This window comes from Streptomyces sp. NPDC127197 (genome assembly GCF_042672405.1).
In the GTDB taxonomy this organism is placed as follows: Bacteria; Actinomycetota; Actinomycetes; order Streptomycetales; family Streptomycetaceae; genus Streptomyces; species Streptomyces flavusporus.
Genome location: NZ_JBHXVG010000029.1, coordinates 1 through 21,264, shown reverse-complemented (window position 1 = coordinate 21,264; position 21,264 = coordinate 1). Strand labels below are relative to the sequence as shown.

Sequence of the window (21,264 nt, the reverse complement as noted above, 5' to 3'; positions counted from 1 at the left end):
CACTCCACGAGGGGAAATCTTCCCGATTCATGCGAGCCCCTGTCACAAGTAGCGCCGCAGTCCGGTCTCTTCTAGTGCAGACAGATTGAAAACCTCCGAGAGGAATCCATTATGAAGGTCGTAGTGATCGGTGGAACCGGGCTCATCGGCTCGAAGCTGGTCGGAAAGCTCAATGAGCACGGGCACGAGGCGGTCGCGGCCGCACCCAACACCGGCGTCAACACTCTGACGGGCGAGGGTCTGGCCGAGGTCCTGAAGGGCGCGTCGGTCGTGGTCGACGTGTCCAACTCCCCCTCGTGGGAGGAAGAGGCCGTCATGAACTTCTTCCGCACCTCCACGGCCAACCTCCTCAAGGCGGAGGCCGAGGCCGGCGTGACGCACCACGTGGCGCTGTCCGTGGTCGGCACCGACCGTCTCCTTGAGAGCGGGTACTTCCGGGCCAAGCAGGCCCAGGAAGACCTGATCAAGGAGTCCGGCATGCCCTACTCCATCGTCCACGCCACCCAGTTCTTCGAGTTCGTCAGGGGGATCGCGGACATGTCGACCGAGGGCGACACCGTGCGTCTGTCCTCTGCCAAGATCCAGCCCATCTACTCCGACGACGTGGCCGCGGCCGTCGGCCGCACTGCGGTCGGCACGCCCGTCAACGGCGTGGTGGAGGTCGCGGGCCCCGACGTGTTCCAGCTCGACGAGCTGATCCGCACGGCACTCGCCGCCAAGAACGACCCCCGCACGGTCGTCACGGACCCGCACGCCCCGTACTCCGGTGCCCCGTTGCAGGAGACCACGCTCCTGCCGGGTCCGGACGCGCACATCGCCGAGACCAAGTTCGCCGACTGGCTCGCGCAGCAGCAGTAAGTCCTGCCGGGGCCCCTGCACTCCGGCCGCAGGTTCACTCCCCCGCATACACGGCCACTGCGTCGGCATTCCTTGCCGCAGTGTGCCGGAATTCACCCCTGTCTGAGATCCATGCACCAAGGAACCGGCTCGCCATGTTCATCCGCAAGGAAACCACTGTTTCGGAGGCCGCGCCCTATGAAGGGCTGACCGGTGTCTATTCCATTGACCCGGTCCACAGCACGATCGGATTCTCCGTCCGGCACGCCATGATCACCAACGTGCGAGGGAAATTCACCGCCTTCGAAGGGCTCCTCAAGCTCGATGGAGCCCATCCCACGCGGTCCAAGGCCTACCTCAGTGTCCAGACCGGCAGTGTGGACACGGGTTTTGCTGAGCGGGACGCACATGTCACCGGCCCCGACTTCCTCGACTCAGCGACGTTCCCTCTGATGAGCTTCCACTCCACCGGAATCCTCGATGCCGGTGACGACCGGTTCCGCATGGCGGGATACCTCCGGATCAAGGACGTGGAGCTGCCCGTTCACATCGACCTCGAGTTCGGTGGAGCGAGCCAGGACTCCTACGGCCAGAACCGCATCGGCTTCGAGGGTACGGCCACCCTGCAGCGCTCCGACTGGGGACTTGACTGGAACACGGCCCTGACCACAGGTGGGGTCCTGATCAGCGACAAGGTGAAGCTGATGCTCGACATCTCCGCTGTACAGCTGGGCACACAATGACCCGAGCCACTGAGAACCGAACCGACATCGCGGCCACTGTCGTGTCGCTGGCCGCTGAAGCCACCGAGCTGCAGACCCGCGTCAACGAGCTGCACCAGGAACTCGTGAACCTCAACGAACGGATGAGAGCCATCTCCAACGTTCTGCAGCAGCTCTCCCCCAGGTGAGGCGCGCTCACCGGAGGTCGGTGGCAGGTGACCACGAACGGGCGGGGCGGCATCTTTGCCGCCCCGCCCTTTGGGGTGCGCCGGTGTGCGCGGCTCGGACTTCGACCGTCACGCCGCCGTTGTGACCGTGTCCGTGGTCCGACGGGCCTGACGCCGCCTCAGCGCGCGGCGTTCGCTGTCCGTCATGCCGCCCCAGATGCCTTCCACCTGCCCCACCTGTATGGCCCAGTCGAGGCACTGCTCCACCACAGGGCAACGGCGACTTCTCTGGGGGCCAGACCGGTGTGGTGTGACGTTGTGTAGGGGCAGTAAGTTGATCTTCTGAGAGTCGTTCTCGGGGGGGGGTGTGGCTCTGTGGCGGGTTGTTGCATCGACCTTCGGATCATGGAGTTGCATTGCGGGCATTTCCTGTGGACTTGCCGTCGGGAGTTCGGTACTGGACGGTCGTCGACGACGACTTCGAGGTGGTGTGGGTCGCCGATCAGTGGCTGCGGTTCCTGCGGTTCGGTCGGAGCCGGGCCGAGCTGACGACGAAGGCGTACGCCGAGGGCGTGTCGCTGTATCTGCTGTGGTGCCGGATCACGGGGCGACAATGGCCGCAGGCGGCCCGGGACATGGGCCTGTTCATGGTCTGGCTGAAGTACACGCCGTCGACGCCGGACGGTGAACCAGCCTCGGTGGTGCTGGGGCCCGGGGCCGAGCCGGCCCGGAGGGAACGGCGGATCAACGGGGTGCTGACCGCGGTTCGTGGGCTGCTGTCGTACGCCGTGTCGGTGGGCGAGGCGCCCCGCTCGGTGCTCGGGCAGATATACGAGCTGGCCGACAGCCGGGACCTGCCGCTGGAGGCCCAGGGCGAGGACTCCGGCCTGTCCTACCGGCTGCGGGTCGTCCACCGGGTGCAGGAGCCGGAGGCGGAGGTGGACCGGGCCACCGACGACGAGCTGGTGGCGATGTTCCTGGAGTGCCGCAACGCCCGGGACCGGCTGATCGTGCTGCTGCTCGGCCGGGTCGGGCTGCGCCGTGGCCAGGCGGCCGGCCTGCACCGCAGCGACTGTCACCTGCTGCCTGATTCACGGGTTCTGGGCTGCGACTACGAGGGCGCCCACGTTCACGTCCGGCGCCGCGACAACAGCAACCGGGCGTGGTCGAAGTCGAAGGAGGCGTGGACGCAGCCGCTGGACTTCCTGGTGGTCCAGGCGTTCGACCAGTACATCGACGAGCGCCACGAGATCCTCGGGGCGGGCGGCAGTGACTTCCTGCTGGTGAACCTGTTCCGCGAGCCGCTGGGGGCGCCGATGTCGCCGGACGCGCTGGGTGAACTGTTCGAGCGCCTGGGCCAGCGCGCGAAGCTGTCGCGGAAGGTCGGCCCGCACATGGCCCGCCGAGCTTTCGGCAGCAACGTCTCGGATGCCGGCGGGTCGTTGGACGAGGTGCAGGCCCTGCTCGGTCAGACACACCCGGAGTCACCCAGGCCCTACCTGATTCCTGACCGGGCACGATTGCGCGAAGCGATCGAGCGCGTTCCCTCCCCGAGGACCCTGCACGGGACGGGGGAGAAGTGATCGTGACGCCGTCGCCGCTGGCCCAGGAGCTGAAGGACCTGCGGACCACGGAGATCATCGCCGCGCTGGACGCCGACTTCCTGAACCTGGTGAGCTGGGACTGGGACGTGCGGGTCGTCCGCTATCCCAAGAGCCACCCCGTGCTGGGCATGCCGGACTGCGAGATCCCCGGCTGCACGAAGGGCACCCCGCTCGGCGAACCGATCTGCATCGGCTGCAGGAACCGGTGGCGGCAGTCCGGGATGGCCTTCGAGGACTTCGCCACCGCCCCGAGGCCAGGCACGTATCACCGCTCCGACGGACAGACGCTCTGCCGGGTCTCGGAATGCCAGCGGCCGCCCCGACTGGTGACGCACGGGCTCTGCACGACCCACGGGAGCCGGTGGCTGACATCGTCCGAGCTGACCGTGGAGGACTTTCTGCGGAACTCCCCGCAGAAAGGGCTGCCCGGGTTCGGCCCCTGCCAGGTTGCCGCCTGTTACAGGCTGCGCGGTTCGAAGCGGACCATCTACTGCGAGGTCCACCGCGGACGGCTCAACCGCGAACGGCGCCTGGGCACCTTCTGCGGCGACGAAGAGCGGTGGCGCCTGACGACGCCGGCGGTGGCCGTCAACCGCGAGGCCAGCCTGCGTGGGCTGCCCGACCGGCTGGTCGCCGAGCTCCTCTACTGCCTGCAGGTCCGCACCGCCCGGGAGGTGAAGAGCCGCGACCACCGGATCCGGCACATCAGCGACCAACTGCGTCTCCTCCAGGTCCCCAGCCTGGAGACACTCGAAGAGGCCGACCTGGTCCGCGCGGGGCTGGTCGACGATCTCCGAATGATCATCAGGGAGCGCAGACCTCCCTGCGCAGGCTGGGGGCGACTCCGGAGACCGAACGCCTCAAGGACATCTGGGACCTGTTCGTCTTCGGTCACCACGGCACCCTCAACTTCAGCCGGATCCATCAGCGGCCCCTCCGCGAGGCGGTCAAGGTCTGGGCCTACGACGAACTCCCGCGGCGACGCGGTCGGAACGTCGCGTCCTCCATGCAGAACATGATCCGCGGCATGGAACAGCTCTCGGAGAGCCTGCGTCTGCAACGAGACGACGAAGGACATCAACTCCGGCTCCTGAGCCGCACGGACATGGTCAGTTTCTGCAATCGGATCGCGTTCCTCGCTGAGACCGGCGTCTTCGGGGCTCACCACCGGGTCAATGTGATCCGCTACGTCCGGAACATCGTGAACCGGATCCGCGTCATGGGCCTCACCGGCCCCGGCCAGGTGCTGGAGGGCCTGCCGACCGAATTTGCACTGTCCACGCAAGACATCCCCGACGAGCCCGAGGACACCGAGGCCGGACGGGATCTGCCGGACGAGGTGATGCGGGAACTCTGCGACAACCTCGACCTGCTGGAGAAGATCAGCAACCGCGAGTTCCGCGTCGCGACCGAGCTGCTCATCGACACCGGGCGGCGGCCCGACGAGATCAGCACATTGCCGTTCGAGTGCCTGGAGAAGGATCCGGACGGCACCCTCGTCCTGCTCTACGACAACTCCAAGAACTACCGGCTGGGCCGTCGCCTGCCGATCGCGAAGGCGACCGCCGCTGTGATCACGGACCAGCAGGAACGGGTACGTGAACGGTTCCCCAACACCCCGGCCAGCAAGCTCAAGCTGCTGCCGAGCCCGGTCTCCAATCCCCAGGGGACGAAGCCGATCGGCTCGATCGGCGACGCTCACCGAGCATGGGTCGATGCCCTGCCCGACATCATGATGCCGGTCGTGGTGGAGGCCGACGGGCAACTGGTGACGAAGATGCTGCCGTTCGACAAAGCCAAGATCTTCCCTTACGCCTACCGGCACTCCTTCGCCCAGCGGCACGCGGACGCCAACGTCCCCCCGGACGTGCTCATGGATTTGATGGACCATCGCGAAATCTCCACAACTCAGGGCTACTACCGGGTCAGCCAGGAACGACGGCGCGAGGCCGTCGACCGGGTCACCGCCCTGCAGTTCGACCGTCGAGGCAACCGCGTCTGGCGCAAAGCACAGGCAATGCTGGATTCGGAACACGTGCGGCGGGCCATCGGAGAAGTCGCTACGGCCTACGGCATCTGCCTGGAACCGCACAACGTCGCAGCTGGCGGGCAGAGCTGCCCGCTTCGCTTCCGCTGCGTCGGCTGCGACCACTTCCGCACCGACGTCTCCTACCTCCCCGACCTGGAGCGCTACCTCTCTGATCTGCTCCGCAGCCGCGAGCGGCTAATGTCGGCGTTCGAGGCCGACGACTGGGCCCGCAGCGAGGCCATACCCTCCGAAGAGGAGATCCGCCGCGTCCGCCGCCTGATCAACCGTGTCAAGGCGGACCTCGACGACCTGTCAGAAGAAGAACGCACCCAGATCGACGAAGCCGTCGCCGTGGTCCGCCGCGGCCGCGTGGTGATGCTGGGCATGCCCCGTGTCGGCCAGCCACTTCCCGATGTCAGGCCCTGGAGGCTGCCGTGATCCCCGCCATGCGCGACGGCCGACAGGCCGACACCGAGCGACGCCGCCAGCGGGTGACCACAGCGGTCAAGAACGCCGCGAAGAACGGCACCGCGATCAGCGTCTCGGCCATCGCCCGGCAAGCCGGAGTCGACCGCAGCTTCCTCTACCGTCACCGCGACCTGCTCGAAATCGTCCACGCCGCCGAACTCGAACCCGCAGCCCAGGACCCGGCCGGCGGATCGCCGGTGAGCCGGGCCTCGCTCCAGGCCGACCTCGCCAACGCCCAGGCCCGCAACACCCGCCTGGCCGCCCGCGTCCAGCAGCTCGAGAAGCGACTGTCGCAGGCGATGGGCGCTCAAGCCTGGCAGGAGTCAGGGCTCGGATCCCCAGCGGACATCGACGAACTCCAGCGAAAGATCACCAGGCTGGAGCAGAGCAACATCGAACTGACCTCCGCGTTGGAGGAGACCCGGTCCGATCTCGATGCCGCGAGGGAGGCCAACCGGGACCTGACCCGAGCCCTGAACCAACGAAGCTGAACTGCTTCAGAACTATCAACCGGCCCGTCCAGCTCAGGCGGAACTGGACGGGCCGAGGGCCCTCACAGAGAGGTCACCGCTGACCATGCGGCTTGCGCCAAGTCATGATCTCGGTTGCCGGAAGACGCTCCGCGAAGCGACTGTCCGGTGACGCTTCCCGCAGCACCTCGCGCAGGTCCCGCTCGAAGTCCTCCAGCCTGGCGCCGAACAGGTGAGGAGCAGAGTCAGAACGGGAGAACACCCACGCCACGATGTCGTCCGCGCTGCGGTTGACCACTTGCCCAGCCGGCACGACATGGCGCTCAAAGTTCTCGAACCCGGCTCGCGCCAGGACGAGATCCTCCCGGTCTGGAGTGCCATCGGCGGAGTGCGGCGCAGCGCCGGACAGTGATCCCTGACCTGCGCGGCGCACCGGGCCCAGGTATTGGCTCATCACGTCCCTGATCCGCTCGTACGGTGGCGCGACCAGCGGCGGTGGCAGTGGCTCGGCTGGCGCGTGCTTGTGGTCACTCACGTGCACGAACGCGCCCCCCGGTTCCAGCATTTCCAGCACGGCGGCGGCGACATGATCTCGATCCGTCCAGTGGAAGGACTGGGCGAACAGCACCACCCGGAACTCCCCCAGCCCGGCTGGCAGATCCTCGGCGCGGGCAGCAACCCAACGGGCGTTGGTCACTCCTCGATGCTTGGCCGATCGCCCGGCCTCGGCCAGCATGTCCTCGTCTGGGTCAACGCCGACCACTTCGGTGAAGAACTGCGCCATGGCGAGCGTCACGATGCCCGGCCCGCAGCCAGCGTCGAGGAGTCGCCCCTGGCCATCCAGGCCGAGGGCGGTGGCCAGTGTTTGGGCGAAGCCCGGCGCATACGGCAGCCGGCCTCGCTCGTAGTAGGCCGCGCTTCCCTTGAACAGGGTGCTGTCCCACTGCCGAGCTTGAGGCATCGCTCGATCACCTCGCTGCAGCGGGCTTCATCACAGCCCGGTCGAGCGACCCAGCAGGCAACGAGATCCACTGGCACATGCGCGGCCGCACCTCCACCAGCGCTCATGGGCGTCGTGCTGCGCGACCCTGAGACCCTCAGCGACCGCCAGGGACCGCTCCGCGTCTCTGGGGCCCTGCGCTGAGGAACTCAAGCCGGCCGCCTCTGCGCTGCCCCCGAGGCACGGCGGAGGCGGCCCACCCTCCACGGCCGTCATCCTCGATGACATACGTCGGGCCTCGGTTCAGATGGCGCAGCGCATTGGCAAAGCTCTCCGAGGGGACCTGCAGGAGAAGGGCTGGCAGTCGACGGTCTGCTGATGGACTGTCTGCTCTTCAGTCCAGGTCGGCGATGACCAGGACGGTCACGTCGGCGTCGAAGCGGTCGTCACCGTTCTTGTCTCGAAGCTGCACGTCGACGCGAACTATGACGCCGCGCGGCTCGCCCGACATCTTGATCGCGGAGGCGTGCACCCGGAGCCGTTGCAGGTGGTGGTCAGCACTACGGTAAAGAACGTCAATATCTTGCAACGCCGCGTTGACAATGCGGACCGGTCCGGGAAAGAAAATGTTGGCTTCGTCGCGCCTGGCTGGGTTCTCACCGCTGACGTCCACGAAGCTGAACGATTGCTGTCGAAACTCGAGAGTCATGGCTGGCTCACCTCCCCGCAGGGTGCCGGAACACTCGACGATCCCCGCTGACGCCCTGGCCCCGACCCGGCGGTTTGTGTAGTGGTCCAGGGCTCGAGCGCCCTGCCGCTCAGCAGCTAAATCAGCTGGAGCGCTGCCACAGCATGAACATTTTCCCGCTGTTCTCACGAGTTAGCAAAAGCACCCCCAACACCGCCGTGGTCACCTCATCAGCCTGGTCGGGAGTGGCATACCCGATCCGAGCGTGTCGACGGCGTCGCGGTCTTCCTGACCCTGTCGACGCAACTGAAGAGGCGGATCCCGCAGGCTCACGGGCTGACCCAATCTGCCAGACCGAGCGAGCCAGCCGCACCAGGATTAGCGCCACAGGTGTTGCGCGCGGTATTGTCCTCCGCACCGTCTCTGAGCTGCGCAAACCGGCCCTGATCCGCTTCGCGCCACACCGTCACCCCCAGAGAAGGCGGCACACGGCCTTCGCTTCGTCGATCTGCTCAAGCGTCGGACCGGTGTTTCCTATGGGGAAGAACAGATCGGGGTCTTCGTGCAGGCATGCTGCCCGTTCACGCCAATACATGTCAATCATGGTCTTTCTCGCCTGTACAAGGAGTTGTCGAGCCTGTCAGCTGAGACCGGGTAACCGGCGTACGTGTGACACGCAGCCGAGTTCCGCGTAGCGCTGAAGGGGACCATGTTGTGGATGTCGCCTACTGGATCCTGAGCAGCAGCGGTGAGGAGCGGCCTGTGAGGATCGGTCAGGTGGCGGAGCGCTCGTCGGGTCGGCGGCGGCGCAGCGCGGTCTGCTGGATGGCGGGTGTGTTGTAGGCCGTGTCGAGGGTCCCGATGTCGGTGCCGGGCGGCACGATCGCGTCGATCTGGTCGAGGATTTCGTCGGTCAGGGTGGTCTCGGCGCCGGCGAGGAGGTCGTCGAGGTGGTCCATGGTGCGCGGTCCGATGATCGCGGAGGTGACGCCGGGGTGGGAGATCGCGAAGGCCATCGCCAGGTGTGTCAGCGACATCCCGGCCTTCTGGGCGAGGGGGATGAGCTGTTCGACGGCGTCGAGCCGGCGCTCGTCGCTCATGTGCTGGAAACCGAAGCGGGCCCGGTGGCTGTCGGCCTGCCGGCCCTTGCGGTAGCGGCCGGTGAGCAGACCCCCGGCGAGAGGGCTCCAGACCATGGCGCCCATGCCGTACCGCTCGCAGACAGGCAGCACCTCGCGCTCGATGCTGCGGTTGAGGATCGAGTACGGCGGCTGCTCGGTGCGGAACCGCACCAGGCCCCGCCGCTCGGCGACCCACTGTGCCTCGACGATGTCCGAGGCGGGAAAGGTCGAGCTGCCGATGGCCCGGACCTTGCCCGCGCGCACGAGGTCGGTGAGGGCTGAGAGGGTCTCTTCCACATCGGTGTCCGGTGCGGGCCGGTGGATCTGGAACAGATCGACGTGGTCGGTGCCCAGGCGGCGCAGGGAGTCCTCCAGCGCGCGGACCAGCCAGCGCCGCGAGTTGCCCTGCTGGTTGGGGTCGTCCCCCATCGGGAGGTGGGCCTTGGTGGCCAGCACGACATTGTCCCGGCGGCCCTTGAGGGCTTTTCCGACGATCTCCTCGGACTCGCCGCGTGAGTAGGCGTCGGCGGTGTCGACGAAGTTGATGCCCGCGTCCAGCGCCTTGTGGATGATGCGTACGGAGCCGTCGTGGTCGGGGTTGCCGATGGCGCCGAACATCATCGCGCCCAGGCAGTACGGGCTGACCTTGATGCCGGTTCGGCCCAGCGTGCGGTACCTCATTGGTTCTCCTCGTGCGTTGGCCGGTGCGCTGCAGCGCGATACGCTTACGTAAGCGGAACAGCGTTCCGCTCCGCTCCGACGATACGGAACGCTGTTCCGGTTAGCAAGAGGAGTACACCGTGAGCGACGGCCCGGCGGACGGGGGGCGGCCCCGCCAGCGCATGCGCGCCGACGCGCAGCGCAGCATCGACACACTGCTCACCGCGGCTGCCGAGGTGTTCACCACCTCCGGCGTGGACGCCCCCGTGCGACAGATCACCGCCAAGGCGGGCGTGGGAGCAGGCACCCTCTACCGGCACTTCCCGCAGCGCTCGGACCTCATCGCCGCGGTCTTCCGTCACGAAGTCGACGCCTGCGCCGACGCCGCTGCCTCCCTTGCGGCCCAGCACGAGCCGGTCGACGCGCTCGCCCGGTGGCTGCAGCGTTTCGCGGCCTTCATCGCCACGAAGCGCGGCCTCAGCGCCGCTCTGCACTCGGGAGACCCGGCCTACGACAGCCTGCCCTGCTACTTCCAGCAGCGCTTCGTGCCTGTCCTCGGCGCGCTCCTCGACACCGCGGCGAAAGCCGGCCAGATCCGCTCCGACATCGATCCCGAGGACCTGCTGCGCGCCGTGGGCAACCTGACCCTGCCCGCCCAGGAGGACGACAACGGCCACACGCAGCGCATGATCGCCCTGCTCGTCGACGGACTCCGCTACGGCACCCACGGGTCCGTGTGAGCAACGGCTCCGGCACCTCCGCGAACAGTGGCAATAATGCCCCGGGCGGCACGGTGACCTGTCTACATGACGAACGGGGCACTGCATATGATGTCGGTGGGGGACTCATTCCCGCGTTCAGTCTGAGCGGCACCGCACGTGAGCCGGGGCGCGGCACGAGGGGTTGAGATGAGAGGAACACATGGTCTCTGTAACTCACGCGGCGCACAACATTGAGGTCACCGCTGAGAGCCTGCAGGAGGAACTGGCCCTCCTGCAGGTCCAGAAGCAGGCGCTGGAAAGGGAGCTGGCTGCGGTCGTGGCGCATCTCGGCTCGGTACAGCGGGCCCTCAGCGCCCTCGAGACCCTGATGCTCGACCGGGCTGCTGCAGCCCCGACGGGTACGGCGGACGCTGCAGCTGCGCAACGGGGCCAGGCTGCGACGCCCGGCGAACCGCAGACCGACCGTGCCTCCGCCGAGTCCGCAGACGCCACACCGAAGTCCGCGCCCCGGCCTCGGAAGCCGGAGAGCGGCAAGGAGGCGGAACGTCCTGTCGCCGCCGGCACCGCCACGGTCGGGCAGAAGAAGTACGGCAAGCTCACCGAACAGATCATGGAGTACTTCGCCAACGTCGGTGATGTCGACGTCCGGGCCCGTGATGTTGCCGCGGCTCTCGGTCGTGACTCCGACAGCGGAAGCATCAACGGCGTCCGCAGCACCCTCGACCGTCTTGTCGGTGCCTCCCGTATCGAGCGGACCGGCCGAGGCCTGTACCGCGCCAAGCGTTCCTAGGCGCCTGGCCGACGCGGCGGCGCAGCAGCACGCTGTGTCCGGTGTCCGTAAGCCGGGCGATGAATGCTCCCGGGCGCCACCCATCGGGGGATTGCGTGGCGCCCGGTCGCTGCACCTGCGGGCTCTAGTCGCAGGTGTTGCGTTCCGGACACCTATCACGGGGTTGTATCCATGGCACCCAGGAACGCTGTGATCAGCATATCAAAGCTTTGCCACTGTGTGACACGCACTCCCTCCGAGGTCTGTGAGGGCGCCCGACGGCCGCCGTGCACCCGACGGGCCGCTGGTGGAGACGGTGGAGGACAAACTCGAACTCGTGGCCGCCGGCGACGCTGTCGCCATCACACCCGCCGGTGCCATGGCCACCTACAACCGCCCGGACGTGACCACGATCCCCCTCGAAGGACTCGAGCCGGCGCACGTCGTCCTCGCCACCCGCGCCGACGACCGCAGCCGCCTGGTCACCGCCTTCCGCACCGCCGCCCAGGCTCACCTCAGCGGCCCCACGGACGCGGGCGGGCTCCCCTCCCACGGCTGATCGAGAACCACCCTTCGGTGAATTCACCAGCAGTGGTTGTTCACCGCTGCGGAGGGGGTGCCTGAACAATCCGCGCCGCGTTGAACTGGGCCCACGGTGCCGGCATCCGCACCGCGAAGACGTCGGGATCACAGCACGGAGAGAGGTCCTTGGATGTTCAGGAGAGGGAGCGTCGCCGTCGTGGCCGCCGGGCTGGTACTGACCGTCGGCGGCTGCGGCGGCGGCACGGACGAGAAGGCCGACGCGTCGGCCCGGGCGTCGGCCGAGCCGACGCCGACCCGGCCGCCGTCCAAGGAACTGGTGAAGTGGGTCGGCGAGATGTGCGTGCAGACGAGCGCGCTCAAGGACCTCCGGGCGGAGAGCGCGGCGGATCTGAAGCAGATCCGGAACCCGGACGAGGTCGGTTCGGACGCCCAGTTCTTCGCCGTCAGCTACCTCTCCCGGACACCGCTGGCGGTGGACGACGTGGAGAGCGCCCTGACGGAGCTCGACCCGTCGGGCGTTCCCGCGGCCGACCGGCTGCGCAACGCCTTGCTGAAGAAGGTGAAGGGCGTCGCGGACCACCTCGACGAGGTGTCGCCGATCAATGCCGTCGACGACGCCGAGGGCATCGTCGCGGACGTCGACAAGCGCGTCCGGTCCCTCACCCCGCCCCAGCCGGATCTGCTCGCGCTGACGAAGAAGGATCCACAGCTCGCGGCCGCGTACAAGCGCGCCGAGCAGTGCGCCCCGGGCTGGAATCCCGACGAGGAGGCGGCCTACCCCTCGCCCGACCCCACCGGCCCGCTGCCCAAGGCGGCGGACGGCAAGAACACCGACGCCTGCTCGGACGGCGAATGCGAGGTCCTGGTGACCTCGCCGGGGTGGATCACGGCGAACGGAGTGGACGTGCATGTCACCCCGGGGGACGACTCCGTCACCTTCGAGACACCGAGCGCCGTGATGCGGCTCGGTGGCCAGGGCGGTGTGGCCAGGTGGGGCGACGATCTGAAGGCCACCGTCGTCGCGCAGAACAAGGACGGTGCCGTGCTGAAGTTCACCATCCCTTGAGCGCCCCTAACACACCTCCCGGTACCCGAGTCGCGGCAGGTGCTCCTCCCATTCGGCGCGAGTGAGGACGCCGCCGGTGCGGGCGCAGACGTAGTCCGTCGCGCGGTCCGCGTGCAGGGTCCACACCCGGGCCGTCAGGTCGTAGCCGACGGAGGTGAGGGCGTCGCCTTCCGGGCTGAACGCGACCGAGGTGACGGTATCGACATGGCCGGTGAGTTGCCGGCCGTAGGGCTCGGCACGGGCCGGGTCGGCCACGTCCCACAGGCGGACCGTGTGGTCGCCGCTGCCGGTCGCCAGCGTCTTCCCGTCCGGGGCGAAGGCCACGGACCTGACGGGCCCGCGGTGCCCGGCCAGTTCCTCCCCCAACGGCCGTGAACGGTCCGCCTGTTGTACGTCCCACAGCCGCACCGTACGGTCGTCGCTGCCCGTCGCCAGCGTCTTCCCGTCCGGGGTGAAGGCCACCGCGTTGACCGGTTCGTCGTGCCCGGTGAGGGCGGCGCCCGCGGGCCGCGCCCGCGCCTCGTCGCCCACGTGCCACAGCCGGGCCGTGGCGTCCTCGCCGCCGGTGGCCAGGGTGCGGCCGTCCCGTGCGAAGGCCACGGACGTGACGGCGTCGGCGTGGCCGTGCAGCGGTGCGCCGAGCAGCCGTACGTGGTCCGGCCGGCGTACGTCCCACAGCCGCGCCGTGTCGTCCTCGCCGCCGGTGGCCAGCGTGCGGCCGTCCGGGGCGAAGGCGACGGCGAGGGCGCCGCCGTCGTGCGCGTCCAGCGGTGTGCCGAGCGGGGCGGGACGTTCGGGCGCGGAGACGTCCCACAGGCGTACGGTGCCGTCCTGCGAGCCGCTGGCCACCGTACGGCCGTCCGGCGCGAAGGCGACGGCCAGCACCTCGTCCTCGTGGCCGGTGAGTGTGCGCAGGAGGCGGCGCGGGTTGCCCGGATCGGCCATGTTCCACAGGCGGATCAGTGCGTCGTCGGTACTGGCGGCGGCGAGCAGACGGCCGTCGGGGCTGTAGGCGACGGCGGTCAGCGGGTTGGTGAAGTCGGTGAGGACGGTCGGCGGCCGGTGCCAGAGGCGGACGCTGCCGTCGGCACCGGTGCTGGCGAGGGTACGGCCGTCGCGGCTGAAGGCCACATCCCACACCGCCTCCGTGTGGCCGGTCAGCGGCTCCCCCAGCTGCTGCGGGTAGGCCGGGTTGGCCACGTTCCACAGGATCGGCGCGTCGTCCTCTCCCGCGCTCGCCAGGGTCTCGCCGTCCGGACTGAACGCCACCGACATGACGGGCGCGGTGTGCTCGGTCAGCGGTTCACCCAGCGGCTCGAGGCGGCCCGGGCCGGACACGTCCCACAGCCGTACGGTCTCGTCGAAGCCGGCCGTGGCCAGGGTCTCTCCGTCCGGGGAGAAGGCCAACGCCCAGACGGAGGCGGTGTGTTCGCGCAGCGGCTTGCCGAGCGGTGCGATGCCGTCGTCGGCGCTGAGCCGCCACATCCGTACGGTCCCGTCGAAGCCGGCCGTGGCGAGGGTGTCCCCGTCCGGGGCGAAGGCGACGGCGCGGACGCTGCCGGCCTCCGACTCGTCGGCCTCGGCGGGCTCGCCGAGCGGCGCGGGGCGGGCCGGGTCGCTCAGGTCCCACAGCCGTACGGTCCCGTCGTCGCCGGCGGTGGCCAGCGTCCGGCCGTCGGGGGCGAACGCGACGGAGACGACGTTCTCCTCGTCGTGGCTGACCAGCGGCCGGCCGACGGGGCGGGGCCGCTCCCGGTCGCGTACGTCCCACAGGTGGATGCCGCCGCCTTTCCCGGTGGCCACCAGCAGGTCGCCGTCCTGGGGAGCGAAGGCGACCGCGCCGACCGGTCCCGTACGGAGGCGCAGCGGTTCGCCCAGCGGCCTGCCCGTGTCGGTGTCCCACAGCCGGACCGTGCCGTCGTGGCCGCCGCTGGCGAGGGTGCGGCCGTCGGGCGCGTACGCCACGGCGCTGCCGACACCGTCGTGGCCGGGCAGCCGGGTGGCCAGCACCCGGCCCGCGTCCGAGGCCAGCCGGGTCCGCAGGTCCGGGGTGGAGCGCATGCGGTGCGCGGCGACGTCGAGCCGGGCGGCCAGCCCGGCGTCGGTCTCGCGGACACGGTCGGCCTCGGCGGTGAGGCGGCCGAAGACGGCCTCGTCCCGCTCGGCCTGCGCGGTGGCGCGCGCCTGGAGGGCGACGACGGCGGTGCCGGTGGCGAGCAGCACGAGCGCGGCGAGTACGGCCACGACCGTACGGCGCAGTCGCGCGGCGCGGCGCCGGCGCCGGATCGAGGCGGTGAGGAACTGCCGTTCCAGCGGGGTGAGTTCCTCGCTGCGGTGGTTCTCCCGTGCGGCGTCCTGCGGGAAGGCGTCGCGGGCGGCGTGCAGACGGGAGCCGGCGTAGAGCGCGGCGTTCTCCCGGCCGAGCGCCTCCCATGTGCGGGCCGCCTCGGAGAGCGAACGGTGGACGCGCAGCCGGTCGCGTTCGGCGTCGATCCAGGCGCGCAGGCGGGGCCAGGCGGTGATGAGGGCTTCGTGGGCGAGGTCGACGGTGCCGTCGTCGAAGGTGATGAGGCGGGCGCGGACCAGGCGTTCCAGTACCACGCGGGTGTCGGCGGGGCTGCCGAAGTCGAGTTCCGCGTGCTCGGTGGGGCGACGTGTGTCGGGTGTGCCGTCGCCGGGGGCGACAAGGCGGAGCAGAATACGGCGGGCCAACTCAGCCTGTGGCGCGGTGAGTTCATCATACACCTGCTCGGCCGTACGGACGACGGCGCCGTGCAGTTCGCCGGCCGCCTCATACGCACTCTCGGTCAGGACGCGGCCGCTGCGGTGGCGCCAGGTCTCCAGCAGGGCGTGCGACATCAGCGGCAGTCCGCCCGGTGCGTCCTCGACCTCGTCCAGGAGGCGGTCGGTCAGGGAGCGTTCGACGATCAGGCCGGCTGCGGCGGCCGGACGGACGATGGCCTCCCGCAGCTCCGCGCGGCTCATCGGCCCGGCGAGCAGCGTGGCGTCCTGCAACGCGGCGGTGAGGCCGGGGTGTTCGGCGCAGCGGCCGAGGAAGTCGGCCCGCACCGCGATGACGACGCGCAGCCGGCTGTCGGCGTCGGTGGCGGCGACGAGGCGGTCGATGAAGGTGTCCCGGTCGGCCGGGTCGGCGCCGAGGGTGTACAGCTCCTCGAACTGGTCGATGATCAGCCAGGTGTCGGCGTCGGTGCCGGGTACGGGCACGAGCCGGTCGGCGTGTGTGCGCAGCGGGTCCGCACCGGGCGTGAGGATGCGTACGGCCGCGGGAGGCACGTCCTCTTCCCCATCGTCCGGTGTGCGCAGACGGGGGATCAGCCCGGCCCGCAGCAGTGAGGACTTGCCGCTGCCGGAGGGGCCGAAGACGGCGGTGAAGCGGTGCTTGCGGTTCAGCTCGGTCAGCCGTTCCACGAGCTGGTCGCGGCCGAAGAACAGTTCGGCGTCGCCAGGTTCGAACCGGGTCAGGCCGCGGTACGGCGGCCGGGAGGTCTCGTCGTCGGCGGTCTCGGCGGCCAGCTCGGCCGACGCCTCGCGCCAGCGCCGCTCCCACTCGATCACGTCGCCGCCGCACGCCTTGACGTAGGCGAGCGTCACCGCGCGGGTGGGCAGCTGCTTCCCTGCCGCCGCCTGCGACAGGGTGGTCACCCCGTACCGCGCCCGCTGGGCCATCGCCCGGTACGTGGGTCTCCCCGCGGACTCGCGCAGCGCGCGCAGTTCGGCGGCGAACCGCGGCACCGGTCCGGCCTCCGGATCCAGCTCGCCCTCGGTGCGCCCCGGTCCTGTTGGTGCCGACACGTGCCCGCTCTCCCCTCGTCCACCTTGTCGCCGACACGCCATTACCCAGCGGGTCCACTCGGGCGCCCACGGTAGGGAGTCGCGGGGACGGCCGCAATCGAACTTCCGGGTATCGGCAGGCGTGACACGGGAGTTCACTCGATCCTCACGCTTCCTCCCTACCAGCTCGTTCGGTTCGCGGGTTGTTCGGTGCCGGGAGAGGACCTGCCGAACAACGGCGTACGGCGGTCGACTGGCTGAGGGACGTGGCCGGGACGGGCCACGGCGCGGTCGGAGCCCCGCGAGGGGAGGGCTCGGGCCGCCCCTTGTCCGCAAGGCACGACAGCTGAAGGGAAGTCATGTACGGACGACTTCGCGCCCGGCACCTCGCCGTGGGGTTCGGCGCGGCGGCACTCGCGGCGACGCTTACGGCGACCGCGGTGAGCGCCGCCCCCGCCGCTCCGACGACCGCCGCCGAACGGTACGGCTGGGGCACCCCGCTGCCCGAGTGGTCGGACGAGTTCGACTACGGCTCCGAGGCCGACCCCGCCATACCCGACCGCGACAAGTGGCGCCTGGCGGGCGGCGGCCCCGGCAAGTGCTGGCCCGGCCACAGCGACAACGGCCGCCGCTGCGACGTCAACACCCGGGTCGTCGGCGACGTACTGCGCATGACCGGCGAGGCGAACGGCGACACCGGCTGGCTCGCCTCGCCGTACGGCCGGCAGTACGGCCGGTGGGAGGCCCGCGTACGCTCCCGGGCCACCGCCCCCGACAACGGGCGGCAGTACCACCCGCTGCTGATCCTGTGGCCGGACTCGAACGAGCACCCCGAGGACGGCGAGTACGACTACCTGGAGAACGGCGCCCCGGGCGAGAGCTGCGCCGAGGCGTTCCTGCACTACCCGCACCCGGAAGGCGTGCCCGTGCAGCAGGAGTTCGCGCAGAAGTGCGGCGTGGACCTGTCGCAGTGGCACAACGTCGCCATCGAGTGGACCCCGGACCATCTGCGCGGCTTCATCGACGGCGAGGAGTGGTTCCGCTTCGCCGACGGCGCGAACGCCGACCGCGACTGCATCCAGTGCGCCCCGTCCATGCACCAGACCATCCAGCTCGACAACTTCCACGGGGACGACCTGCAGAGCGCCGTCTACGAAGTGGACTGGGCCCGGGTCTACGACCTGCCTGACAACGAAAGCGTGAGGTGATCCGCCATGCAGAGCTCTCCGTATCAGCCCGGTCAGCCCGTTCCGCTCGAGCCGGCGCGCATGCCTGGCGCCCTCATCTTCGTTCTCGTGATCGTCACCGCGCACGCGCTGGGCACGGTCTTCGGCGGCTGGGCGATCATCGAGGAGAACCGGAGCAAGCAGGAGCACGGGCAGGAGCTGCTCATGCCGATGGGCATGGCCTGGTTCGTGGCGCTGTTCTGCTGGGCGCTGGCGGCGCTCATGGTCGTCTGCGTCGTACTGGCCCGGAAGCGCCGTACCTGGGTCCGTGTGGTGCTCATCGTGTGCCTGTCCTTCGTGGCGTTCGGGACGGTCCTCGGTTTCCTCGGCTCACTGGCCTCCGGGGCGCCCAGCCTCGCGGTGTTCGTGATCGCCGGCATCGATGTGGCGGCCCTGTGGATGGTGTGCGGCGAGACCAGCCGCCACTACTTCTCCGTACGCAGCCCGGCACCGGCACCCACTTCGCTTCAGGGGTGATGGCCCATGGACTCCCCGACGTACGGACACGACCCGTACCGGCAGCCCCCCGAGCCGCCGAAGCCGCCCGAGCCGCCCAGGGCCCCGAGGCCGTGCGACCCGGTGGCGGTGGCACTCGGCAACGCCTCGCTGCTCGGCATCGGTTATCTGCTGCTGGGCCGCTGGAAGCCGGCCGTATTCGCCGTGGTCGGCACGGGCTGGCTCCTCAACCTCACCGCATCGACCGCCGAGACCTGGTGCGAGATCCTGCTGCTCCTGTGGTGGGCGGCCGGCATCGCCCACGGCTGGTTCCTGGCACGCCGGCGCGCGGAGCATGTCGTACGACGCGGGCAGCGCGCGGGCGCACTCGCCGTCACGGTCGCGGTGCTGCTGACCGCCGTGCTGCTGCGCGTCGACGCGCACGGAATCGAGGACCGCGTGAACGAGGCCCGTGAGGGCGGCGACTGCGAGACGGCCGTGGCCGCGCAGGGTGAGGTGTGGTGGGGCCATCGCCTGGCGGGCGCACCGGTGGTCGAACCCGGCGACGCGGTGGTGGAGGCGTGCCACCGGCTGGAGCGGGCCGCGTCCAGGCTGGCCGCCGGACGCAGCGGGAGCATCGAGGACCTGGAGCGGGGCTTCGACATCCTCGCCGGCGTCCTGAACAAGCCCGGCAACGAGCAGACCGTCAGGACGGTCCTGGACACCTTCCTCGACGGCCTGCCCACCAAGGACTCCTGCGACACCGCCGACATCACCGAATGGCTCCGCGGCCGCGAGCCCACCCACGACGTACTGGACCGGTCCACCACCGCCGCGACACGCATGGAACCCGCCGCACTGGTGGGATGCGGCGACGACCTGATGGACGAGGACAACTGGCAGCAGGCGCGGGCGCACTACCAGCACCTCCTCGACGAGTACCCGGACGACGCACGCACGGACCAGGCACGCAGCGGTGTGAAGAAGGCCGACCTCGCCATCGAGCTGGGGAAGGTACGCGATCTGGTCGAGGACACGACCGGCGCGTCGACCGGCTACTGCGACACGCCCGCCAAGTACAGCGGTGCCCCGCCGTACCGCAAGGGGTTCAACCGCGCGATGTTCCTCGGCGACACCGAGTACACCGACCAGCTCCCCGGCGACTGGCGCACCGGCGACCCGACCAAGGCCGCGCTCGTGGTCTGCGCGGACACGGCGAAGAACGGAGCCGCCGTCGAGACGTGCTACTACGAGAACGACCTGTCCGAGTACCTCCCCCACGAAGTGACCTTCCACAAGGTCAAGGTCCCGCTGAAGGTCTACGAGCTGCGCACCGGAAAGCGCGTCGACCCGCGCGAGGTGCAGATCAGCGGCGGAAGCTGCCCGAGCGTCCTGCACTACGAGTACTACGGCACGTACGACTACGGGCCGGGCAGCGAAGAGTTCGTCTCCACCTCCAAGTCCGATGTGAGGGACGCCTTCTGGCCGGTCGTCAAACGGTGACCATGCAGGTGGGAGTACGTCGGCACCCCGTACGGGAGACTTGACGGGGGCTGCTCCCGTACGGGGTGGTCTTGGAGGCGGGGCGGCGGTCAGCCCAGCGTCGAGGTGTCGATCACGAAGCGGTAGCGGACATCCGAGCTCAGGACCCGCTCGTACGCCTCGTTGATCTTCTCGGCCGGGATGATCTCCACCTCGGCGCCGATGCCGTGCGCGCCGCAGAAGTCGAGCATCTCCTGCGTCTCGCGGATGCCGCCGATCAGGGAGCCGGCGAACGTTCGGCCCTGCATGAGCAGGGAGAACACGCTCAGCGACAGCAGCTCGGCGGGGGCACCCACGTTGACCATCGTGCCGCCCACGGCCAGCAGGCCCAGGTAGGCGTCCAGGTCCAGCTTGGCACTGACCGTGTTGACGATCAGATCGAAGGTGCCCGCCAACTGCTCGAAGGTGGCCGGGTCGCTGGTGGCATGTTAGTGGTCGGCGCCCAGACGCAGGCCGTCGTCCATCTTCTTCAGCGACTGCGACAGGATGGTGACCTCGGCGCCCATGGTGTGCGCGAGCTTCACGGCCATGTGGCCGAGGCCGCCCAGGCCGACGATCGCGACTTTCGGACCTGCTCGCCCACAACCCGAGCAGACTGCGCCTGCTCGCGGGACTCGATGACTGGCCGGCCAAGGACCGCAACGTCGCGCGCTACGTCTTCCTCCACCGTTCCTAAAGACTGAGCGGGTGAGGCCTGTTGCCAGAACTCATGCTCAGCCGAACGCCCCGAACGGTGTTGGGCGTTCTGGTCCACCGCGTTCGCACCGCGTCCGGCGCGCACGGAACCTGTCCGTGGTCCGGGGAGGCGGGGGCGGTTTCCCTCACGCCCCGGGATGCCCGGTCGGGCCTGGACGGTCCGATGCCCCACACGATCGCTCCGGTCGTGCGGGGGCGGTGCCGTCCGTCGCCGGATCGGGTGCCCCAGGGCGCGCCTGCCGACCGCCACGGCGGCCGCGTCGTGGCGAGTGATCTTCCTGGTCTTGCTCGTGAGGGGCTTCTGCCAGTGCCGGGCGCCCCACTTGGAGGTGTAGGCCGGGTCGACGGCGACGAGGGTGATGCCGAGTCCGGCGGCCATCGACAGCAGCCGGGCCCGCAGCCGGGCGACGGGCATGCCGGAGATCAGCGTGCGGAACCGCTTGCGGCGGCCGTGCTTCTCCCGGGTTTTCTCCGCCTGGAAGTCCAAGTCTTCGATCGCGACCGCGAGGCCGTGGCGCTTGGCCCAGTGCAGCAGGCGGATCAGCGCGTGCCGTACCTGGGCGTCGCGGTGCTGGGCGGTGCCGGACAGGTCGTAGGAGAAGCGTCGGGGATTACCGACGGGGTTGCCGTGTTCGTCGAGGCGCCAGGCGGCCAGGTGGTCGGCGTTGGTGTGGTGGATTCAGGGGGTCGTTGCAACACGCGGTGAGTTGATCAAGTCGCGAGCAGTTTATGCAGACGCTCGGCTGGGGTTTCCCAGTCGAGCGTTT

Annotated in this window: 17 protein-coding genes and 5 pseudogenes; 14 read left to right on the top strand and 8 right to left on the bottom strand. The window is 69.5% G+C overall.

Annotated elements, in window-relative coordinates; all coding sequences use genetic code 11:
- Positions 1-111: 111 nt before the first annotated feature.
- The 3 genes from ACFVJQ_RS33470 to ACFVJQ_RS33460 all read left to right on the top strand — a co-directional run bounded on the left by ACFVJQ_RS33470 (position 112) and on the right by ACFVJQ_RS33460 (position 1,747).
- Positions 112-858: an SDR family oxidoreductase gene (locus ACFVJQ_RS33470; protein WP_385517487.1), complete on the top strand. Its 747-nt coding sequence runs from the start codon at positions 112-114 to the stop codon at positions 856-858.
- 134 nt (positions 859-992) lie between these two features.
- The gene (locus ACFVJQ_RS33465) at positions 993-1,580 is read left to right on the top strand and encodes a YceI family protein (RefSeq protein ID WP_385517522.1); all 588 of its coding nucleotides are present in this window, start codon (positions 993-995) and stop codon (positions 1,578-1,580) included.
- Positions 1,577-1,747, top strand: coding sequence for a hypothetical protein (locus ACFVJQ_RS33460; RefSeq protein ID WP_385517493.1), 171 nt, complete (start codon positions 1,577-1,579; stop codon positions 1,745-1,747). The genes ACFVJQ_RS33465 and ACFVJQ_RS33460 overlap by 4 nt, the downstream gene beginning before the upstream one ends.
- Positions 1,748-1,855: 108 nt before the next feature.
- On the opposite strand, the pseudogene ACFVJQ_RS33455 reads toward ACFVJQ_RS33460, so the two are convergent.
- Positions 1,856-2,008: pseudogene (locus ACFVJQ_RS33455) on the bottom strand (WhiB family transcriptional regulator); the annotation flags it as partial.
- A gap of 149 nt (positions 2,009-2,157) precedes the next feature.
- Here ACFVJQ_RS33455 and ACFVJQ_RS33450 point away from each other — a divergent pair.
- The 4 genes from ACFVJQ_RS33450 to ACFVJQ_RS33435 are packed head-to-tail and all read left to right on the top strand — an operon-like array spanning position 2,158 to position 6,318.
- Positions 2,158-3,309, top strand: a complete 1,152-nt coding sequence (locus tag ACFVJQ_RS33450; protein WP_385789428.1) for a tyrosine-type recombinase/integrase — start codon at positions 2,158-2,160, stop codon at positions 3,307-3,309.
- A 2-nt stretch (positions 3,310-3,311) separates the two neighbouring features.
- A complete protein-coding gene (locus tag ACFVJQ_RS33445) occupies positions 3,312-4,349 on the top strand; it encodes a hypothetical protein (RefSeq protein ID WP_385789342.1) in 1,038 nt (345 codons plus the stop codon).
- Positions 4,350-4,357: 8 nt separating this feature from the next.
- Positions 4,358-5,797 (top strand): hypothetical protein, encoded by a 1,440-nt coding sequence (locus ACFVJQ_RS33440; RefSeq protein ID WP_385789340.1) that lies wholly within the window; start codon positions 4,358-4,360, stop codon positions 5,795-5,797.
- The gene (locus tag ACFVJQ_RS33435; RefSeq protein WP_385789338.1) at positions 5,794-6,318 is read left to right on the top strand and encodes a DUF6262 family protein; all 525 of its coding nucleotides are present in this window, start codon (positions 5,794-5,796) and stop codon (positions 6,316-6,318) included. Before ACFVJQ_RS33440 ends, ACFVJQ_RS33435 begins: the two co-directional genes overlap by 4 nt.
- Before the next feature lie 73 nt (positions 6,319-6,391).
- Here the strand turns inward: ACFVJQ_RS33435 and ACFVJQ_RS33430 are convergent, their stop codons facing one another.
- From ACFVJQ_RS33430 to ACFVJQ_RS33415, 4 genes and pseudogenes are all read right to left on the bottom strand, one after another.
- Positions 6,392-7,258 carry a class I SAM-dependent methyltransferase gene (locus ACFVJQ_RS33430; RefSeq protein ID WP_385789336.1) on the bottom strand — a complete coding sequence of 289 codons (867 nt, stop codon included), beginning with the start codon at positions 7,256-7,258 and terminating at the stop codon, positions 6,392-6,394.
- A 373-nt stretch (positions 7,259-7,631) separates the two neighbouring features.
- Complete coding sequence (locus ACFVJQ_RS33425; RefSeq protein ID WP_385517503.1) at positions 7,632-7,946, bottom strand: hypothetical protein; 315 nt, start codon at positions 7,944-7,946, stop codon at positions 7,632-7,634.
- Between the two features lie 460 nt (positions 7,947-8,406).
- A pseudogene (locus tag ACFVJQ_RS33420) lies at positions 8,407-8,520 on the bottom strand (WhiB family transcriptional regulator); the annotation flags it as partial.
- A 178-nt stretch (positions 8,521-8,698) separates the two neighbouring features.
- Entirely contained in the window at positions 8,699-9,727 is a 1,029-nt protein-coding gene (locus ACFVJQ_RS33415) for an aldo/keto reductase (protein ID WP_385517505.1), read from the bottom strand.
- 161 nt (positions 9,728-9,888) lie between these two features.
- Here ACFVJQ_RS33415 and ACFVJQ_RS33410 point away from each other — a divergent pair, with 161 nt between their 5' ends.
- From ACFVJQ_RS33410 to ACFVJQ_RS33395, 4 genes and pseudogenes are all read left to right on the top strand, one after another.
- Complete coding sequence (locus tag ACFVJQ_RS33410) at positions 9,889-10,446, top strand: TetR/AcrR family transcriptional regulator (RefSeq protein WP_385517526.1); 558 nt, start codon at positions 9,889-9,891, stop codon at positions 10,444-10,446.
- A 181-nt stretch (positions 10,447-10,627) separates the two neighbouring features.
- Entirely contained in the window at positions 10,628-11,218 is a 591-nt protein-coding gene (locus ACFVJQ_RS33405; RefSeq protein WP_385517507.1) for a hypothetical protein, read from the top strand.
- 253 nt (positions 11,219-11,471) lie between these two features.
- Positions 11,472-11,756: pseudogene (locus tag ACFVJQ_RS33400) on the top strand (LysR substrate-binding domain-containing protein); the annotation flags it as partial.
- A 153-nt stretch (positions 11,757-11,909) separates the two neighbouring features.
- Complete coding sequence (locus ACFVJQ_RS33395) at positions 11,910-12,806, top strand: hypothetical protein (RefSeq protein ID WP_385789333.1); 897 nt, start codon at positions 11,910-11,912, stop codon at positions 12,804-12,806.
- Between the two features lie 6 nt (positions 12,807-12,812).
- Here ACFVJQ_RS33395 and ACFVJQ_RS33390 read toward each other — a convergent pair whose 3' ends face one another.
- A complete protein-coding gene (locus ACFVJQ_RS33390; protein ID WP_385789331.1) occupies positions 12,813-16,619 on the bottom strand; it encodes a WD40 repeat domain-containing protein in 3,807 nt (1,268 codons plus the stop codon).
- 338 nt (positions 16,620-16,957) lie between these two features.
- Between ACFVJQ_RS33390 and ACFVJQ_RS33385 the strand changes: the two genes are divergently transcribed.
- Genes ACFVJQ_RS33385 through ACFVJQ_RS33375 form a run of 3 tightly spaced genes read left to right on the top strand, consistent with a single transcriptional unit; the run spans position 16,958 to position 19,762 of the window.
- Positions 16,958-17,806 carry a glycoside hydrolase family 16 protein gene (locus tag ACFVJQ_RS33385; RefSeq protein WP_385517513.1) on the top strand — a complete coding sequence of 283 codons (849 nt, stop codon included), beginning with the start codon at positions 16,958-16,960 and terminating at the stop codon, positions 17,804-17,806.
- Between the two features lie 6 nt (positions 17,807-17,812).
- Entirely contained in the window at positions 17,813-18,301 is a 489-nt protein-coding gene (locus ACFVJQ_RS33380; protein WP_385789329.1) for a hypothetical protein, read from the top strand.
- A 6-nt stretch (positions 18,302-18,307) separates the two neighbouring features.
- Entirely contained in the window at positions 18,308-19,762 is a 1,455-nt protein-coding gene (locus ACFVJQ_RS33375) for a tol-pal system YbgF family protein (RefSeq protein ID WP_385789327.1), read from the top strand.
- Positions 19,763-19,851: 89 nt separating this feature from the next.
- Here the strand turns inward: ACFVJQ_RS33375 and ACFVJQ_RS33370 are convergent.
- Positions 19,852-20,373 (bottom strand): annotated as a pseudogene (locus ACFVJQ_RS33370) (zinc-binding dehydrogenase); the annotation flags it as partial.
- A gap of 101 nt (positions 20,374-20,474) precedes the next feature.
- Positions 20,475-21,167, bottom strand: a pseudogene (locus ACFVJQ_RS33365) (hypothetical protein); the annotation flags it as partial.
- Positions 21,168-21,264: the final 97 nt, after the last annotated feature.

Bases quoted from the DNA above. Each gene is read 5' to 3' on its own strand.
- ACFVJQ_RS33470 (WP_385517487.1), top strand. From the start codon at position 112: ATGAAGGTCGTAGTGATCGGTGGAACCGGGCTCATCGGCTCGAAGCTG.
- ACFVJQ_RS33465 (WP_385517522.1), top strand. From the start codon at position 993: ATGTTCATCCGCAAGGAAACCACTGTTTCGGAGGCCGCGCCCTATGAA.
- ACFVJQ_RS33460 (WP_385517493.1), top strand. From the start codon at position 1,577: ATGACCCGAGCCACTGAGAACCGAACCGACATCGCGGCCACTGTCGTG.
- ACFVJQ_RS33440 (WP_385789340.1), top strand. From the start codon at position 4,358: ATGGAACAGCTCTCGGAGAGCCTGCGTCTGCAACGAGACGACGAAGGA.
- ACFVJQ_RS33430 (WP_385789336.1), bottom strand. From the start codon at position 7,258: ATGCCTCAAGCTCGGCAGTGGGACAGCACCCTGTTCAAGGGAAGCGCG.
- ACFVJQ_RS33425 (WP_385517503.1), bottom strand. From the start codon at position 7,946: ATGACTCTCGAGTTTCGACAGCAATCGTTCAGCTTCGTGGACGTCAGC.
- ACFVJQ_RS33415 (WP_385517505.1), bottom strand. From the start codon at position 9,727: ATGAGGTACCGCACGCTGGGCCGAACCGGCATCAAGGTCAGCCCGTAC.
- ACFVJQ_RS33410 (WP_385517526.1), top strand. From the start codon at position 9,889: ATGCGCGCCGACGCGCAGCGCAGCATCGACACACTGCTCACCGCGGCT.
- ACFVJQ_RS33405 (WP_385517507.1), top strand. From the start codon at position 10,628: ATGGTCTCTGTAACTCACGCGGCGCACAACATTGAGGTCACCGCTGAG.
- ACFVJQ_RS33395 (WP_385789333.1), top strand. From the start codon at position 11,910: ATGTTCAGGAGAGGGAGCGTCGCCGTCGTGGCCGCCGGGCTGGTACTG.
- ACFVJQ_RS33385 (WP_385517513.1), top strand. From the start codon at position 16,958: ATGTACGGACGACTTCGCGCCCGGCACCTCGCCGTGGGGTTCGGCGCG.
- ACFVJQ_RS33380 (WP_385789329.1), top strand. From the start codon at position 17,813: ATGCAGAGCTCTCCGTATCAGCCCGGTCAGCCCGTTCCGCTCGAGCCG.
- ACFVJQ_RS33375 (WP_385789327.1), top strand. From the start codon at position 18,308: ATGGACTCCCCGACGTACGGACACGACCCGTACCGGCAGCCCCCCGAG.